Source organism: Glycomyces sp. NPDC050141 (assembly GCF_055586545.1).
This window is the reverse complement of sequence record NZ_JBVJHZ010000023.1, coordinates 14338-30686: the sequence shown is the minus strand read 5'-3', so window position 1 is coordinate 30686 and position 16349 is coordinate 14338. Positions and strand designations below refer to the sequence as shown.

The following is a 16349-nucleotide window of genomic DNA, read 5'->3' as shown; positions in this document are numbered from 1 at the left end:
CCGGCCCGGCGCGGCCGGTCAGCGGGCGAAGCGCACCGCGACGCCCGGCGAGGCGAGCACGCTCACCGGCTCGCCCGAGACCTCCAGTCCCGCTGCGGCCAACAGGTTCTCGTCGCATTCGAGGAGCTCGGCCCGGTGCAGCGGCCAGCGCGGATGGTCGTTGCGGAGGTACTTCAGGCGCCCGGCGACGGTGTGGTGGAGTCCCCAGCGGGCGGTGAGGAAATGCTCGAGCGGGGTCGGGTCGGTCAGGGGCGCGCCGGTGCGGACGGTGATGCGGGCGCGGGCGCCGCGGGGTCCGGGCCAGCGGCGGGTCGAGGTGTAGGTGCGGGTGGCGCCGGTGGTGCGGAGGTCCATGCGGGACCACGTGTAGGGCAGGTGGAAGCCGGTGCGGGCGGCGAGGACGGGGACGAGGCGGGCGGCGTCGAGGGAGCGGAAGGCGACGCCGCGGCGGCCCTGCGCGTCGACGGTGTAGAGGCGGACGTTGGTCTCGGGGAAGGTGCCGAGGTAGGGGATGCCGGGGAGGCGGAACCAGCCGGCGCGGTGCATGCGGAAGGGGACGAGGCCGACATAGGTCCGGCCGTCGAAGGTGTCGGGGACCGTGCCGGGCGGGACGAGGCGGGCGGCGTCGGCGACGGGGACGGGCCAGTGGAGGAAGGCGAGGTCGGTCCAGGTCTGGGTGAGCAGGGGCCGGGTGATCGGTTCGGGCGGGTCGGGCGTGACGGGCTGCGGGTGCATGCCCCCAGGATCGCAGGGCCGGGGTGGCGGCGGTGGGGGTCGGGCGCTTACGCTGCGGGCGTGGAGATCTTCGAGGACCGGCGCGGGCTGCTGCAGGCCGTGGCGTACCGGGTGCTGGGGACGGTGTCGGACGCCGAGGACATCGTGCAGGAGGCGTGGCTGCGCTGGAATGGGGTCGATGCGGGCGCGGTGGAGGACCCGACGGCGTACCTGGTGAAGGTGACGACGCGGTTGGCGATCGACCGGTTGCGGAGCGCGCAGGTGCGGCGCGAGTCGTATGTGGGTCCGTGGCTGCCGGAGCCGGTGCTCACGGGCGGGGACGTGGCCGATGACGTGGCGCTGGCGGACACGGTGTCGTCGGCGATGCTGCTGGTGCTGGAGACGCTGTCGCCGCTGGAGCGGGCGGTGTTCGTGCTGCGGGAGGCGTTCGGTTACTCGCACAAGGAGATCGGTGAAGTCTTGGACCGCAGTGAGGCGTCGGTGCGGCAGACGGCGATGCGGGCCCGGGAGCATGTGGAGGCGCGGCGGCGCCGGTACGACACGGACCCGGTGACGCGCAGGCGCGCGGCGGAGTCCTTTCTGGAGGCTTCGGCGGGCGGGGACCTGGCGGGGCTGATGGCGGTCCTGGCGCCGGACGTGACGCTGGTGTGCGACGGGGGCGGGCTGGCCCCGGCGCCGCGCCGCACGCTGCAGGGCCTGGAGCTGGTGGCGAACGCGCTGATCACGTTCGCGGGGCGTATGCCGGAGGACCCGAGCGTCGGGTTCGAAGAGGTGAACGGCGGCCCGGCGATCGTGGTCCGGTCGGGCGGGGCGGCCGCGGTGGTCGTCATGCTGTACCTCGTGGACGGGGTGATCGAGGAGATTCACCTGGTCAGCAACCCCAAGAAACTCGGAGCAGTGTGACGGTGGTCACATTGACTCACGTTTCGCGGGGGCGTCTCGTCCTTGGGGCATGAATGACATCCTCGTTATCGGCGCCGGCTACACCGGCATGATGGCCGCCCACGGCATCGCGCGCCGCAACAAGCACGCCCGCGTCACGATCCTCAACCCGACCGACCGCTTCAACGAGCGGCTCCGCCAGCACCAGGTCGCCGCAGGCCAGGAGCTCGGCGACCACCGCATCCCCGACCTCGTCGCACCGGCGGGCATCCGCTTCGTCGAGGGACGGGCCGCCGCGATCGACGCCGACGCGCGCACCGTCGCGCTCGCCGACGGGAGCGAGCTGCGCTACGACCTGCTCGTGTACGCGATCGGCAGCGCCACCCGGAAGGTCCAGGGCGCCTTCACCATCGACGACCCGGCGCTCGCCGTGCGCCTGCGCGAGCGGCCCGACGGCGTCCTCACCGTGTGCGGGGCCGGGCTCACCGGCATCGAGGCCGCCGCCGAGATCGCCGAGGCCTACCCGGACATGCGGGTGCGGCTGCTCAGCCGCGGCGAGCCCGGATCGATGATGGGCCCCAAGGCGAAGGCCTACATGAGGGCCGTGCTCGAGCGGCTCGGCGTCGAGGTGCGCACCGGCGTCACCGTGGCCGAGGTCTTGCCCGACGCGGTCGTCCTCGAAGACGGGCAGAAGCTCGCCACCGACACGACACTGTGGACGACTGGAGTGCGGTGGGCGCCGCTCGCCGCCGAAGCCGGGATCGCGGTCGACGACACGGGACGGGTCCTCGTCGACTCGGGGCTCCGGTCGGTCTCGCACCCGGAGATCTTCGCGATCGGGGACGCCGCCGCGATCCGCCAGGCCTACGGCGTCATCCACGGCACCTGCCAGAGCGGCATCCCCTCGGCCGCGCACACCGCCGAGTCGGTCACCCGCGTCTTGAAGGGCAAGGCGCCCAAGCCGTTCCGGTTCGGCTACATCCACCAGCCGGTCTCGCTCGGCCGCAGGGACGCCGTCATCCAGTTCACCAACCACGACGACACCCCGAGCCGCTGGTACCTCAAGGGGAAGGCCGCGATCGCCTACAAGGAGGCGGTCAGCGGCAGCCCCCTGAAGTTCTACCGGTCGCGGATGTCGGTCCCGGCCCGCATGACCGGACGCACCGGCGGCCGCCGCAACCCCGTTGTGGCGTAACGCCCGCGCCGCACGGCCCTCGCTCACATGGAGCACGGCATCGGCCCCTTCAAGCATCAATCGATCCAGCGGGAAGGGGCCCTGCGGCGCGGTCAGGTCGGCCCGCTCGGACGCTTCCGGGACGTCGGCGGCGGCGACCAGGCCCCACGAGTCGAAGCGCTCCTGCAGGCGCCCTTCACGGGTGTCCGGGGCGGGCGCGGGCACGCCGATGCCCTCGCTGCGGCCGAGGCTGCCCACGACGCACGCGTACCGGTCCCCCAGCAGCGACGCCAGGATCGCGCCCGTCCCGGACCACTCGAGGTCCATGCCGCCCATGGACATCCGGCTCGGGTTCCGCTGGATGTGGAGGTTGTGTCCGTAGAGGAGGGTCGGGCCCCGGTCGGCCTCCAGGTCGAGGATGTCGAGCATGTTCTGCGCCATGACCGCGTCCCGGACGGCACCGAGGCGGCTCCACCGGGCGCCGTCCTCGCCGGGCCGGGCCGCCTCCCGGTGGTAGCGCAGCAGCCCCAGCGCGGTCGTCGCGTGCACGCGGGCGCGGTCCCATTGCGCACGGGACGCAGGGACGAGTTCGGGGGCGCGGAGGTAGAGCTCGTTGAGCAGGTCGTCGGCGATCACGCGCAGCTGCGCGGCCTCCAGGCTGCCGCCCGGGGACCGGGACGGATCGGTGACCGCCTCCATGCCCGACCAGTGCCCGTCCTCCCCTGCGAGGGAACGGATGTCGAGGTCGAGACCGAGATAGCGCGCGACGTGCTCGAGGTAGCGGCGGGGGCTCTCCGCGGTGAACTCGAACGGCGCGTCGATGCCGTGGAACGCGAGCCGGTCGGCCGGGGCGCGGCCGGTGTTGTACTCGCGCATCCACGCCACGAGCGCGAGGTTCGCCTCGAACGCGCCGAAACCGTGCGAGAAGCCCTGCGCCATAACCGCATCGAGCGAGCCGGTGCCGTGCCGGACGTAGTCGTCCACGGCGAACGCGGCCACCCGGTCCGACTCGAGCGCGAACGACCGGAAGCCGTGCTCGGCGAGCTGCGCGAACAGCTCGTTGCGGACCGCGCCGAACGCGGGCTCACGGTGGTCGGGCTCGCCGAGGGCGACGAGGCGGTGGGCGTCGGTCACGAAATCGCGGAGGTCCTGAGTCATGGCCTCAAACGTATCGTTGAAAGTACGGTTGACACTTTCACCGGGCCAGGACTCGACTGCAGGCACCGAAGCCTCAAAACGGGGTGAATGCGGCCCAGCGCGAGACGACGGTGCGTCGGACCCGTGCCCTAAGGTCGGGGCATGACGATGCGATGGCCCGAGGCGATCCTCGGGCAGCTCGAGTTCTACTGGGACTTCCACCTCCGGCCGCGCCTGGAGGGTCTCACCGACGACGAGTACCTGTGGGAGCCCGTCGCCGAATGCTGGAGCCTGCGGCCCGGCCCCGACGGCGCCCTCGCCGCCGATCAGACCGACCCCGCCCCCGAACCGCCGCCGGTCACCACCATCGCCTGGCGAATGGTCCACATCGGACGAGACGTGCTCGGCATCCGCGCCCGCGCGTTCTTCGGACCCCATGCGAGCCTGGAGGACGCGGACATGTGGGACCAGCGCCTATGGCCCGACCCGCTGCCCGGTACCGCCGACGACGCCGTCGACATGCTCGAAGCCGCCTACGCGCACTGGCGCGACGGCGTGCGCGCCCTCGACGGCGCCGCGATCGAACGGCCGCTCGGGCCGAAAGGCGCCTGGTTCGCCGAGGACACCATGGCGGACCTCGTCCTCCACCTCAACCGCGAGGTCATGGCCCACGGCGCCGAGATCTGCCTCCTCCGCGACCTCTACCGTGCCGAGGGCCTCGGCCGCTGAGCCCCGGTCGCGCTCAGGCGGTCTGGAGGCCGTACCCGAAGGGGAACAGCGGGTCGTAGCCGTCGTCGCCGACGTTCATGGGCTCCTGGTCGTTCGCGCGCGGCCACGTCACCGGCAGGCGGCCGCCGTACGGCGTGGTGCCGAAGAGCGGATCGGCGACGCCGGCGCCCTCGCTGCCCGGCAGCCAGGCCGCCACGAGCGCGTCGACCTGGGCGAGGTGCGAGGTGATCTCGATCGGGCGGCCCGAGACGACGATGACCACGCAGTCCACTGCGGCGCAGACAGTGTCGATCGCGGCGGCGTCCGCATCGGACACGCGCATGTCGTGCGCGCCCGCGCCCGCGTCGCCCACGCCCTCGGCGTACGGGTCCTCGGCGACCACGACGACCCCGACCTCCGCATCGCCGATCGGCTCTGACGCGTTCTCGCTGTAGGTGATCGACGCGTCCGGCGCGACCTCCCCCATCCCGGCGAGGATGCTGGTGCCCTCGGTGACCGCGTCCACGCTGCCCTGCCAGGAGGCGGTCCAGCCGCCCATCTGGCGCCCGAGCGAGTCCGCGCCCGAACCGGCGACGTAGACCGACGCGTCAGCCGCGAGCGGCAAGAGATCGCGGTCGTTGCGCAGCAGCGTCTGCGACGCCGCAGCGGCTCGGCGGGCGAGCTCGCGGTGCTCGGCCGAGCCGATGTCGGCCGCGCCGGAGGTGTCGGCGTACGGCTCCTCGAACAGGCCCAGCGCGAACTTCTGCGTGAGGATGCGCGCGACCGCGTCGTCGATGCGGTCCTCGCTCACCCCGCCGGACTCCACTTCAGACACGAGCGTGTCGATGAAGCGGCGGTATTCGAAGGGCACCATGACCATGTCGACGCCCGCGTTGATCGACACCCGCACCGCCTCGGCGTAGTCGTCGCTGATCTGGTCGATCGCCTGCCAGTCGGAGACCACGAACCCGTCGAAGCCGAGTTCGCCCTTGAGCACCTCGTTGATGAGGTACGCGTCGGCGTGGGCCTTCACCGGGCCCTCGCCCAGGTCGGTCGAGGAGAACGAGGCCATCACCGAGCCGACGCCCGCGTCCACCGCGGCTTTGAAGGGCGCCAGGTGGATCGCGCGCAGCTCGTCTTCCGTGACGCTGGTGACTCCCTGGTCGAGGAGGTACGCCGAACCGGACGGGAGCAGGTCGTTCGGGGTGGTGGAGGTGCCGAAAGCGGTGCCGCCGTCGCCTACGAAGTGCTTCGCGGTGGCGAGGACGCTCGTGTTCGCCGCGAGGTCCTCCCCCTGGTAGCCCCGAACCACGGGACCTGCGTACTCGACGGCCAGGCCCGGGTCCTCGCCGTAGGACTCGTAGGTGCGGCCCCAGCGGCTGTCGCGGGCCACGCACACGCACGGCGCGAACGTCCAGTGCACGCCCGTCGCGCGCGTCTCGGCGGCGGTGACCGCGGCGGCCTGCGCGGCGAGGTCCGGGTCGTGGGCAGCACCGAGCCCGATGTTGTGCGGGAAGACCACGGCCCCCGGCAGCGCGCCGTTGCCGTGCACGGCGTCGATCCCGTACATGAGCGGGATCTCCAGGCGCGACTCCATGGCCTCGCGCTGGAAGCCGTCGATCATCCCGGCCCAGCCCTCCGGGGTGTCGTGCAGCGCGTCCGAGCCGCCGCTGAGGAGCGAGCCGATGCCGAGCAGCCCGATGTCCGACGGGACGCCCTCGATCGCGGGCACCGCGACCTGCGTCATCTGGCCGACTTTCTCCTCGATCGTCATGCGGGCGAGGAGTGCGGCGACGCGGTCGGACACCGGCGAATCAGGGTCCATGTAGGACCGTTCGTCGGGCTTGCTCGGGACGACCACGAGCACGGTGATCACGGCGGCGGCGAGCGCGGCGGACAGGGCCGTCCAGAGGACGGCCGGGCGGCGGAGGACTGCGGGCAAGTGTGCGCCCATGGGGCGGGCTCCTTGAGAGGTGAGCGATCGACTACGGCCCCAACCTCGTTCGACTGTAATGGAAGAGCGCTCCCATGTCTAGAGGCGCCCGAGGCGCGCAGCGCGACCCTCCCGGCGACTCGGTGATATGTCACATGGCACGCGTCATATACCGCGAGGAGCGGCCGGAAAGTTTTTCGCCGCCTGGTTGCGAGTGCCACCGCCCCCTGTTATGTTGGGTCTCCAAACTAACCCTTCGGCGGCCCTCAGGGCCGGACCCCCGACTTCCCTCTTGCCCCTAGGAGCACCCGTGCGACGACGCACTTTCGCCGCTTCTCTCGGCGCCGCCGCGGTGGCCGCCACCGCCGTGCCCGGCGCCGCCGCCGCCTCGACCTCCGGCCGCTGCGAGGACGCCTACACCTGGCGCAACGCCGTGGTCAACGGCGGCGGCTACGTCCCCGGCATCGTCTTCAACGAGACCGAGGCCGACCTCATCTACGCCCGCACCGACATCGGCGGCCTCTACCGCTGGCAGGAGGGCACCCAGACCTGGACGCCGCTGCTGGACTGGGTCGGCTGGGACAACTGGGGCTGGTCCGGCGTCGTCTCCGTCGCCACCGACCCCGTCGAGACCGGCCGCGTCTACGCCGCCGTCGGCACCTACACCAACGACTGGGACCCCAGCCCCGGCGCGGTCCTCTACTCCGACGACTACGGGAAGACCTGGGGCGCAGCCGAACTCCCCTTCAAGCAGGGCGGCAACATGCCTGGGCGCGGTATGGGCGAACGCCTCGCCGTCGACCCGGGCGACAACTCCCAGATCTATCTCGGTGCCCCGAACGGCAACGGGCTCTGGCGCTCGGTCGACCACGGCCGCAACTGGTCCGAAGTGGAGGCGTTCCCCAACCCGGGGAACTTCGTGCAGGACCCCTCCGGCGACTACTCCGACGACAACCAGGGCGTCCTCTGGATCGAGTTCGACCAGGCGGGCCGCGTCTTCGTCGGCGTCGCCGACCCCGCCGACCCCCTCTACGTCTCCGAAGACCGGGGCCAGACCTGGCAGCCCGTCCCCGGCGCCGCCCAGATCGGCACCGTCGGCGCCAACAAGGCCATCCCCAAGCAGGCCGCGATCGACCACGCCAACGGCCACCTCTTCATCGTCACCAGCTGGGACCCCGGCCCCTACAACGGCGCCCCCGCCTCCGGCAGCGGCGGCGCGATCTGGCGTCTCGACCTCGCCACCGGCGCATGGCAGGACGTCACGCCCGCCTACAGCCCGACCGGCCAGACCCCCGGCTTCGGCGGCGTCACCGTCGACCGGCAGCGCCCCGGCACCCTCATGGCCGCCAGCGAGAACAACTGGTACCCCGACGAGATCATCTACCGTTCAAGGGATTCCGGCGCGACCTGGGAGACCAGCTGGGACTACGCGTTCGACGCGAACTGGTCATGGCCGCCCGCCCGCGCCGACCGGTTCACTATGGACGCCTCCGGCAGCGAATGGCTCTCCTTCGGCGCCAAGGACGACGGCGTCGCCTACGCCGTGAAGCACGGCTGGATGATCGACGCGCTCGCGATCGACCCGCACGACTCCGACCGGATCATGTGGGGCACCGGCGCGACCATCTGGGGCACCGAGCGGCTGACCGAATGGGACGCGCAGGGCCCGCTCGTCGGCTGGGACGCCGCGGCCGGGCACCAGGTCGCACTGCCGGTGGAGCAGTTCAGTGTCGCCGTCCGCGCCGAGGGCCTCGAAGAGACCGCGGTGCAGGACATCGCGGCGCTCGGCGGCACCCTCGTGTCCGCGATGGGCGACCTCGGCGGGTTCGTGCAGGACGACCTCGGCAAGGCGGGCAGGCAGATCCGCCGCCCTGACTGGTCGTCGGGGCGCAGCGTCGACTTCGCCGCGCTCGACCCGGACATCGTCGTCGGCACCGGCGACGTGCACGGGGACGTCGACGGCCACGTGGGCGTCTCGGTCGACCGGGGCGCGACCTGGCTGACCACGAAGCGGCTCGAAGGCGTTGCGGGAGGCGCGAACGCGGGCACCGTCGCCGTGAGCGCCGACGGCGCGGTCATCGTGTGGACGCCCGGCGACAACGCGACCGCGCCGGTGTTCACCACCGACCTCGGTCAGACGTGGACGCCCGTCGAGGGCCTGCCCGCCGGGGCGAAGGTCCGGTCCGACCGGGTCGACCCGAACCGCTTGTACGCGATCGCGGCCGGTCAGCTCTACGCGAGCACCAACGGCGGCTTGACGTTCGCGGCCACGGCCGCGACGGGCCTGCCGTCCGAAGGGGACGTCGACCTGCGCGCGGTCCCTGGCAAGCGGAAGCACCTGTGGCTCGCGGGCGGCAAGGCCGACGGCGTGTACGGCATGTGGCGCTCCCTCGACGGCGGCATCACGTGGCGTCGCGTCCGGGACTTCGAAGAGGCCGACGCGGTCGGCTTCGGCAAGGGCCGCGGCAGGCGCGGCTACCCCGCGGTCTACACGTCAGCGAAGGCGGGCGGGCAGCGCGGCATCTGGCGCTCCCTCGACGAGGGCCTGAGCTGGCAGCGCATCAATGACGATGCGCACCAGTGGGCTTGGACCGGGAAGGCGATCACGGGCGACCCCGAGGTCTACGGCCGCGTCTACATCGCGACCAACGGCCGGGGCCTGATCTACGGCGACATCGCCGACTAGCACTGCAGGACACCCCCTTCCAGACGCTCTCTGGGGAGCGGCCGCCGGCCGCGGGACCACCGTTCGGTCCCGCGGTCGGCGCTTTTCGTTGCCCCGAGAGCGCTTCCACGGAGAATGCGGTTCCTTGTCGTGGACTGTCGGTAATACCCGGTACGAACGGCTGATCGGCACCGGTATGGTAATCGCGTATATCGCCCTGTATAGGAAGGACTACCCCTGGTGCCCGACGTGCCCTCCACTCGTCTGGTCTACGACGCCCTCCTGATCACCTCCCTCGACGATGTGTACAAGCCCGCCACCAGCACTCGCGTGACCGGGCTCGGCATCGGCGCGGCGCTCCTGGCCGAACTCGTGCTCTCGCGGCACCTGCTCCTCCAGGCGGCCAAGGGGGTCGACCTGGTGTGCATCGACTACGTGGGCTCCGGCGAGGGGTACCGGCCGCCGGACGACTCCCTTGCGCTGTGGCTGGTCGAGCACGTCCGGGCCGAGCGCACCAGCCTCAGCGTCCGCGACTGGCTCGAGTTCCTTGCCGCCGCAGACGTGTACACGAAGACCGCCGAGCACATGGCGATGCTCGGCCTGATGGTCCGCCACGAGTACCGCTCGCGGTGGCGCCAGCGCGTGGAGGTCGGCTACGAGCCGAGCGACGCGCTCATCGCGAACGCGGCGTTCTCGCGGCTGCGCCGCCATCTGTCCCTTTCGGAGCGGGACGTGTCCGTCGAGGACGTGTACCTGCTGGGGCTCACCGAGGCGGTGGGCCTCTCCAAGCCGCTGTACCACCAGTTTCCCTCCGGCGCACGCATGTACGCCGAACATCGCCGGCAGGCCCTGCCCGCCGCGCTGCGCGCCCTCCTGGCGCATCTGGCGGCCACGGTGGCGGACATCGCCATCAGCGGCCGCTGACACCTCCCCCATCACGAAGAAGGAGTCACTGCCCCATGTCCACTCCGTCCTCACCTCCCAGCGCGGTGCAAGCCGTCCTGGCCCGCGACAAGCTCGGTACCCTCAGCCTCCTGCACTTCTCCCTCACCGCCGCAACGCCTCTGACGGTGATCGCGGGCGGCGTCGTGGTCATGTTCGCCCTCGCCGGCGAGATCGGCATCCCGCTGGGGTACGTGATCATCGCGGCCTGCCTGTGGCTGTTCAGCGTCGGCTACACGACGATGTCGCGGCACATCACGAACGCGGGCGCGTTCTACGCGTTCATCGCGCGCGGCATCGGCCGCGTGCCGGGCGTCGCGGCCGCTTGGGTCGCGGCGACCTCCTACTGCGCGCTGCAGATCAGCCTGTACGGCCTGCTGGGCCTCACCGCGCAGGGCGTGCTGGCGCGCATGGGCATCGAGTTCCCCTGGTGGGCTTGCGCTCTGGCGGCGTGGCTGCTCATCGGTCTACTGGGGACGCGCGCGGTGGACATCAACGCGAAGGTCCTCGCGGTGCTGCTGGCCGTGGAGATCGCGGTGATCCTCCTGTTCAGCGCGTCGAACTTCCTGCACGCGGCGGACGGGGTGCCGCTCGGGGCGCTCTCGCCGTCGGCGCTCGGCGGCGAAGCGGCCGGTGCGGTCTTGGCGCTCGCAGTCGTCGGGTTCATCGGCTTCGAATCGCCCACTGTGTACGGTGAAGAGGCGAAGGACCGGCGGCGCACGGTGTCGCAGGCGACCGTGGCCACGGTGGGCATCCTGGCGTTCATCTACATCTTCTCGTCGTGGTCGATCATCACCGCTGTGGGCGAGGACGAGGTCGTCGCGGCCGCCGCGGCGGACCCGGCCGGGCTGATGTTCGCGCTCGCCGGGGACCAGCTCGGCAGCCCGTGGTCCATCATCGGTGAGGTCATGCTCCTGACCTCGGTTACCGCTGCGGCGCTGAGCTTCCACAACACCACAGCGCGGTACCTGTTCGCGCTCGGACGCGAGCGGGTCGCGGCGGGCTGGCTCGGCCGCACCTCGCCGCGCACGTGCGCGCCGGTCGCCGCGTCGCTCACACAGACCATTGTCGGCGGCGTCGTGATCGTCGCGTGGGCGGCGCTGGGCCTCGACCCGCTGGTGCACCTGTTCTACTACCTCGGGACGGCGGCCGGGATCGGGCTGCTCGCCCTGATCGCGACGTGCGCGGTCGCGGTGGTCGTGTACTTCTGGCGCGACCGGCGCGGGGAGTCGCTGTGGGCCAGCAGGATCGCGCCGATCCTGTCGGTCGCGGCGCTCCTGTGGGTGCTGTACCTCTCAGTCCTGCACTTCCACACGCTCCTGGGTGTCGAGAAGGGATCGACGCTGCCGGTGCTCGTGCCGATCCTGTTCGCGGCCTTGGCGGTCCTCGGCGCGGGCTGGGGCGCGTACCTCAAATGGGGCCGCCCGGAGATCTACGCCGGGATCGGCCACGGCGCGAAGGCCGCGCTGGTGACGGCGGAGGCCGAGCCGGTCGGGGTGGCCGGTGGGCGCTAGTCACGTGGCGGGGCTGCTCGCCGAGGCGTTCGTCGACGTGCCGACGGCGGTCTGGCTCATCGAGGACCCCGCCGAACGCGTTGCGGCCGTTCAGGGCCAGTTCGAGATCCTGGTCGAGCACGCCGTCGCCCACGGCGGCGTGGTCACCGCCGGGGACGAGGGCGCCGTGGTCTGGTTCGACCGCACCCGCGAGGAGCCCCCGATCCCGGATTACGATGCGCGCCTTCGCGAAGCCTGCGGCAAGCACTACGACGGCTTCGCGGAGCTCGACCGGATCATGGACGAGCACCACCCGGCCGAGCCGCACAACTACGTGGCGCTCGTCGGCGTCCGCGCCGACGCGCGCGGGCGCGGCATCGCCAGCGACATGCTCCGCGCCCACCACGAACGCCTCGACGCTAGCGGCACCCCCGCGTACCTGGAGGCGGTGTCGCCGCAGACCGCGGCACTCTATGCCTCCCTGGGTTACCGGAGGCACGGCGAACCGTTCCGCATCGGCGAGGGCGGCCCCCCGCTCTACCCGATGTGGCGTCCCGCCAGCTAGCGCCCTGTTTGCAAGCCGCCGCGAGTCCCATGACTCGCGGCGGCTTGCCCACTCTGCGGCAAAGCGACTGACGACGGGAACCCCACCGTAGTGACCTGCGGGTTAGCATCAGGGAAGCGGCCAGCCCCGACCGCCGCCCCGCACCGAAGGCACCCCTCATGGACGACTCCCCGCACTTCGACTTCGAGCAGATGCCCGACCCGGACAACTACACGGCCTTCCCCGTCAGGCCCGACACCTCCGAACGCCACCACATCGCGCTGCCGTTCTCGCCGCTCTTCTCCGGCTTCATCGCCGTGACAGCCCTCGTCCTGGCCGTGCTCCTGACTCTGGCCGCGCTCCCCGGCGAGGAGACGACCCTCGTCTACCAGGGCGAGGAAGTCCAGGCCGCGGACTGGTGCACCACCACCGGCACCGACGGCGAACCGGTCGACCGCATCTGCGCCGAAGTCGCCGACACCGTCGTCACCGAGACCGGATGGGGCATCGCCCAACTCGTCTTCGCCCTGGTGCTCGCGGCAGGCACCGCCTACCTGGTCTACGACATCACCGAGAAGGTCAAGCAGCGCAGAAGCACTCGCAACCCGAAGCCCAAGAAGCGGACCAAGTACTACTAGGCGGCGCTTAGGGCTTGCCGGGGAAGTTGGACATGACTTCGAAGAACTGCTGGGGGGTCAGCGGGTCGGCGGGGAGCGGGTGGGCCGCTTCGGCGCGGAGGCCGTCGATCATGAAGGCGAGGCAGCGGCGCCACGCGTCGGGGGCGGCGTCGGCGGCGGCGCGGGCGAGGGCGGCGTTGGTGCCGAGGAGGAAGAGGATGTCCTCGGGGGCGAAGTCGGCGCGCAGCGCCCCGGCGTCGCGGGCCCGTTCGGTGATCTGCTGCGTGACGGCGAACGTCTGGTTGCAGGCGGTCATGAGCGGCGCGATCCCGGGGTAGCGGCCGCTGAGGATGTCGGAGATCGCCGGGTCGGTGGCCTGGAGTTCGCAGAGCCCTTCGACGTAGAGGACGAAGCCGTCCCAGGCGTCCTCGGCGTTCAGGGCGCGCTTCGCGATGGCTTCGAGCCGGTCGACCGCGAGGTCGGGCAGGACCGCGTTGATGAGCGCTTCGCGCGTGCCGAACAGGTTGTAGAGGGTGCCGTGGCTCACTCCGGCGCGGCGGGCGATCTCTTTGATCGGCGCGTCGAGGCCGCGCTCGTGGAACAGCTCGATCGCGGCCTGCCGCAGCTTGTCGGCGTTGCGTTGGGCATCGGCCCGCATGAGGTGCTCCTTCCGGCGGTGGGGGTCGGGCTCAATGCTCCCATCTTCCCGGCCACATCAACTTGACAGTGGGGTCAAGTTCCATGCTACCGTCGGTCCAAGAAGTTGACCCTATGGTCAAGTTATTCTCGCAAGCAAGGAGCACACCCATGTCGAAGGTCATCGCCGTCTTCGGGGCCGGGACCGGTCTCGGCGCCGCCGTCGCCCGCCGGTTCGGGAGCGAAGGCTTCCGCGTCGCCCTGGTCGCCCGCCGCAAGGACCGCCTGGACGCACTCGTCGCCGAACTCGAGGCCGAGGGCATCGAAGCCGCCGCGTTCCCTGCCGACCTTTCCAAGCCCGCCGAGGTGCCCGCCCTGGTCGCGGCCATCCGCGAGCGCTTCGGCCGCATCGACGTCGTCGAGTACGGCCCCGTCGGCACCGAGCAGAACTTCATCCCCGCCCGCGCGCTCGACGCGGCCGCCCTCGAAGCGATGGCGCCGCTGCTGCTGTTCACGCCCGTCGAGGTCGCCCAGGCGGTCCTGCCTGAGTGGACCGAGCGCGGCGAAGGGTCGTTCCTGCTCACGCACGGCCTCTCCGCGGTCGTCCCGATGCCGCACATGAGCGGCATCGGCCCGCTCATGTCGGCCGCCCGCAACTGGCTGTTCACGCTCAACGCCGAACTCGCCGAGTCCGGCGTCTACGCCGGGACGCTCGCCATCGGCGCGATGATCGCGGGTAGCGAAGTCGGCGAGGCCGCGGCCGAGACCATCGCCGATTCCGGGGTGGAGTTCCCGGTCGTCGAGGCCGCCGACCTCGCCGACCTCTACTGGGACATGCACACCAAGCGCGACCGCGTCGAGCAGCTCCACCCCGAGCTCCCGGCGCACTGACACGAGCTAGAGCTGCTTCACCAGATCCGCGGCGGTCGCGAGCGCGCCCGCCGCGGCTTCGCGCTCGCCGCTGCGGGCGAGGGTCGAGTCGGGGAGCTTCACCGCCTGCGCGGTGTCGCCTTTGGACTCGCCGAGGACGACCGCCTTGACGGGCGTGCGGCCGACGGTGTCGGGCGTCACGGAGGTTGGCCCGACATGGCCCTTGTAGTTCGCGATGCGAACTATTATGGTTCGTAGTACGAACTAGATTCCCGGAGGGAAACGACATGACGCAGCAGGGGAAGACCGTGGCGGTCGTCGGCGGCGGGTACGGCGGAGCCGCCCTCGTCAAGGCGCTGGACGAGCACGCCGACGTGGTCCTCATCGAGCCCAAAGACGCCTTCGTCCACGCCGCCGCATCACTCCGGGCGCTGACGCAGCCCGAGGAGTGGGCCGCCCGCATGTTCTACCCGTACGACGCCTTCCTCAAGCGAGGCAGACACGTCCGCGAGTACGCATCCGGTGTGGACGAACGCGGCGTGACCCTCGCCTCCGGCGAGCGCGTCGAGGCCGACTACATCGTGCTCGCCACCGGCTCGGGCTACCCGTACCCGGCCAAGACCCGCACCGACTCCACCGACGAGGCCCTCGCCCACTTCAAGGAGACCCATGCCGAACTGGCCGGGGCCGGGCGGGTGCTCATCGCCGGGGCCGGGCCCGTGGGCCTCGAACTGGCGGGCGAGATCAAGGCCGTCTGGCCCGAGAAGAAGATCACCATTGTGGACCCGGCGGACGAGCTGATGCCCGGCTACGAGCCGGAACTGCGCGCCGAACTCCACGCGCAGCTCGAGAAGCTCGGCATCGACGTGCGCCTCGGCGTCACCCTCGACGACGAGCCCGGCATCGAATCCGGCAGGGCCGGAGCAGTCGCGGTCACCGCGAACGGCGAGCCGATCGAGGCCGACATCTGGTTCCGCGCCTTCGGGGCCAGCACCAACTCCGGGTACCTGGAGGGCGGCATCGCCCAGCTCAACCGGCGCGGGCAGCTCCCCGTCACCACGAAGCTCAATGTGGAGGGACATGGGCACGTCTACGCCATCGGCGACATCACGGACGTCGCCGAGGAGAAGCGCGCCGCCGCGGCCGGGCAGCACGCTGAGGTCGTGGCCGCCAACATCATCGCGCAGATCAGCGGCGAGACGCCGGAGCGCGAGTACCAGTCCACGCCGTTCCAGGTGATCGTGCCGCTCGGCCCCGAGCTCGGCGTCGGCCAGATGCTCACCGAGAACGGCCCGGTGCAGCTGCCCCTCGAGTCCGTCGTCCAGTGGAAGGGCCGCGACCTCATGACCGGCATGTTCGACTCGATGTACCGGCCCGCCCCGGCACAGTAAGGCTCCCCGTTCCGCTGATCGTCACAAGGACGGGAAGGCCCCCACTGCAACCGCAGTGGGGGCTTCGTCGTATCAGCGGAAAGCGCTGCGCGCCTTGACTACTCAGTACAGTTCTTTGACTCCGGGCAGCCCGATTCGCTGAAGACCACGGGCACATGGTTGTCGGCGACGACCCGGGTGAGCAGGCCGACCAGGACGTCCCGCTCCTCAGCGCTGAGGCCCAGCGGCAGCTCGGCCACGCGCTTGGTCGTCTCGTCGTGGAACTGCTCGGCGAGCTGGGCGCCCTTGTCGGTCAGGACGACGCGGAACGCGCGCCCGTCCCCCGGGTCGGCCTCGCGGCGCACCAGGCCGCGCTTCTCGGAGCGGTCCACGAGCCCGGAGATGCTCGACTTCGCCAGGTTCAGGCTCTTCGCGAGCTCGAACATCCCGTAGGGCCTGGGGATGAGGATGCACAGCAGGTGCGCCTGCTGCAGTGTGAGGTCGAACTCGCGCACCGAGTCCGCGTACACGGCGTCGACCAGGAAAGCGGTCCGCACCAGCGCGGACCCCATGCCCAGTTCCTCGCCCGCGTACTCCTCCATAGACCAAGCTTACCTGCAGGCCACGGCCGGTGCCGGTGTCG

15 protein-coding genes and 1 pseudogene are annotated in these 16349 nt (G+C 71.3%); 10 read left to right on the top strand and 6 right to left on the bottom strand.

Features of this window, described 5'->3' with window-relative positions; translation table 11 throughout:
• Positions 1 to 18 precede the first annotated feature (18 nt).
• The gene (locus ACZ60M_RS15070; RefSeq protein WP_465418399.1) at positions 19 to 735 is read right to left on the bottom strand and encodes a YqjF family protein; all 717 of its coding nucleotides are present in this window, start codon (positions 733 to 735) and stop codon (positions 19 to 21) included.
• Positions 736 to 795: 60 nt separating this feature from the next.
• On the opposite strand from ACZ60M_RS15070, the gene ACZ60M_RS15065 reads away from it, so the two are divergent.
• Both ACZ60M_RS15065 and ACZ60M_RS15060 read left to right on the top strand, forming a co-directional pair.
• Entirely contained in the window at positions 796 to 1638 is an 843-nt protein-coding gene (locus ACZ60M_RS15065) for an RNA polymerase sigma-70 factor (RefSeq protein ID WP_465418398.1), read from the top strand.
• A 49-nt stretch (positions 1639 to 1687) separates the two neighbouring features.
• Complete coding sequence (locus ACZ60M_RS15060; RefSeq protein WP_465418396.1) at positions 1688 to 2812, top strand: NAD(P)/FAD-dependent oxidoreductase; 1125 nt, start codon at positions 1688 to 1690, stop codon at positions 2810 to 2812.
• A 153-nt stretch (positions 2813 to 2965) separates the two neighbouring features.
• Here the strand turns inward: ACZ60M_RS15060 and ACZ60M_RS15055 are convergent.
• Positions 2966 to 3949, bottom strand: a pseudogene (locus tag ACZ60M_RS15055) (erythromycin esterase family protein); the annotation flags it as partial.
• Positions 3950 to 4090: 141 nt separating this feature from the next.
• Between ACZ60M_RS15055 and ACZ60M_RS15050 the strand changes: the two are divergent.
• Positions 4091 to 4657 carry a DinB family protein gene (locus ACZ60M_RS15050; protein WP_465418394.1) on the top strand — a complete coding sequence of 189 codons (567 nt, stop codon included), beginning with the start codon at positions 4091 to 4093 and terminating at the stop codon, positions 4655 to 4657.
• A 13-nt stretch (positions 4658 to 4670) separates the two neighbouring features.
• Here the strand turns inward: ACZ60M_RS15050 and ACZ60M_RS15045 are convergent, their stop codons facing one another.
• Positions 4671 to 6590 carry a glycoside hydrolase family 3 protein gene (locus ACZ60M_RS15045; protein WP_465418392.1) on the bottom strand — a complete coding sequence of 640 codons (1920 nt, stop codon included), beginning with the start codon at positions 6588 to 6590 and terminating at the stop codon, positions 4671 to 4673.
• Positions 6591 to 6879: 289 nt separating this feature from the next.
• Between ACZ60M_RS15045 and ACZ60M_RS15040 the strand changes: the two genes are divergently transcribed.
• The 5 genes from ACZ60M_RS15040 to ACZ60M_RS15020 all read left to right on the top strand — a co-directional run bounded on the left by ACZ60M_RS15040 (position 6880) and on the right by ACZ60M_RS15020 (position 12851).
• Positions 6880 to 9255, top strand: a complete 2376-nt coding sequence (locus ACZ60M_RS15040; RefSeq protein WP_465418390.1) for a xyloglucanase — start codon at positions 6880 to 6882, stop codon at positions 9253 to 9255.
• 219 nt (positions 9256 to 9474) lie between these two features.
• Positions 9475 to 10158, top strand: a complete 684-nt coding sequence (locus tag ACZ60M_RS15035) for a GPP34 family phosphoprotein (protein ID WP_465418389.1) — start codon at positions 9475 to 9477, stop codon at positions 10156 to 10158.
• Between the two features lie 35 nt (positions 10159 to 10193).
• On the top strand, positions 10194 to 11690 hold the full coding sequence (locus ACZ60M_RS15030; RefSeq protein WP_465418387.1) for an APC family permease: 1497 nt from the start codon (positions 10194 to 10196) through the stop codon (positions 11688 to 11690).
• Entirely contained in the window at positions 11680 to 12234 is a 555-nt protein-coding gene (locus tag ACZ60M_RS15025; RefSeq protein WP_465418385.1) for a GNAT family N-acetyltransferase, read from the top strand. The genes ACZ60M_RS15030 and ACZ60M_RS15025 overlap by 11 nt, the downstream gene beginning before the upstream one ends.
• 158 nt (positions 12235 to 12392) lie before the next feature.
• Entirely contained in the window at positions 12393 to 12851 is a 459-nt protein-coding gene (locus ACZ60M_RS15020) for a hypothetical protein (RefSeq protein WP_465418383.1), read from the top strand.
• A gap of 7 nt (positions 12852 to 12858) precedes the next feature.
• On the opposite strand, the gene ACZ60M_RS15015 is transcribed toward ACZ60M_RS15020, so the two are convergent.
• A complete protein-coding gene (locus ACZ60M_RS15015) occupies positions 12859 to 13488 on the bottom strand; it encodes a TetR/AcrR family transcriptional regulator (protein ID WP_465418381.1) in 630 nt (209 codons plus the stop codon).
• A 149-nt stretch (positions 13489 to 13637) separates the two neighbouring features.
• On the opposite strand from ACZ60M_RS15015, the gene ACZ60M_RS15010 reads away from it, so the two are divergent.
• Entirely contained in the window at positions 13638 to 14357 is a 720-nt protein-coding gene (locus ACZ60M_RS15010; RefSeq protein ID WP_465418380.1) for an SDR family NAD(P)-dependent oxidoreductase, read from the top strand.
• A 6-nt stretch (positions 14358 to 14363) separates the two neighbouring features.
• Here the strand turns inward: ACZ60M_RS15010 and ACZ60M_RS15005 are convergent, their stop codons facing one another.
• Positions 14364 to 14537 carry a hypothetical protein gene (locus ACZ60M_RS15005; protein WP_465418378.1) on the bottom strand — a complete coding sequence of 58 codons (174 nt, stop codon included), beginning with the start codon at positions 14535 to 14537 and terminating at the stop codon, positions 14364 to 14366.
• An 86-nt stretch (positions 14538 to 14623) separates the two neighbouring features.
• Between ACZ60M_RS15005 and ACZ60M_RS15000 the strand changes: the two genes are divergently transcribed.
• Positions 14624 to 15727, top strand: a complete 1104-nt coding sequence (locus tag ACZ60M_RS15000; protein ID WP_465418376.1) for an NAD(P)/FAD-dependent oxidoreductase — start codon at positions 14624 to 14626, stop codon at positions 15725 to 15727.
• Between the two features lie 98 nt (positions 15728 to 15825).
• Here the strand turns inward: ACZ60M_RS15000 and ACZ60M_RS14995 are convergent, their stop codons facing one another.
• Positions 15826 to 16308 (bottom strand): MarR family winged helix-turn-helix transcriptional regulator, encoded by a 483-nt coding sequence (locus ACZ60M_RS14995; protein WP_465418374.1) that lies wholly within the window; start codon positions 16306 to 16308, stop codon positions 15826 to 15828.
• Between the last annotated feature and the right edge of the window lie 41 nt (positions 16309 to 16349).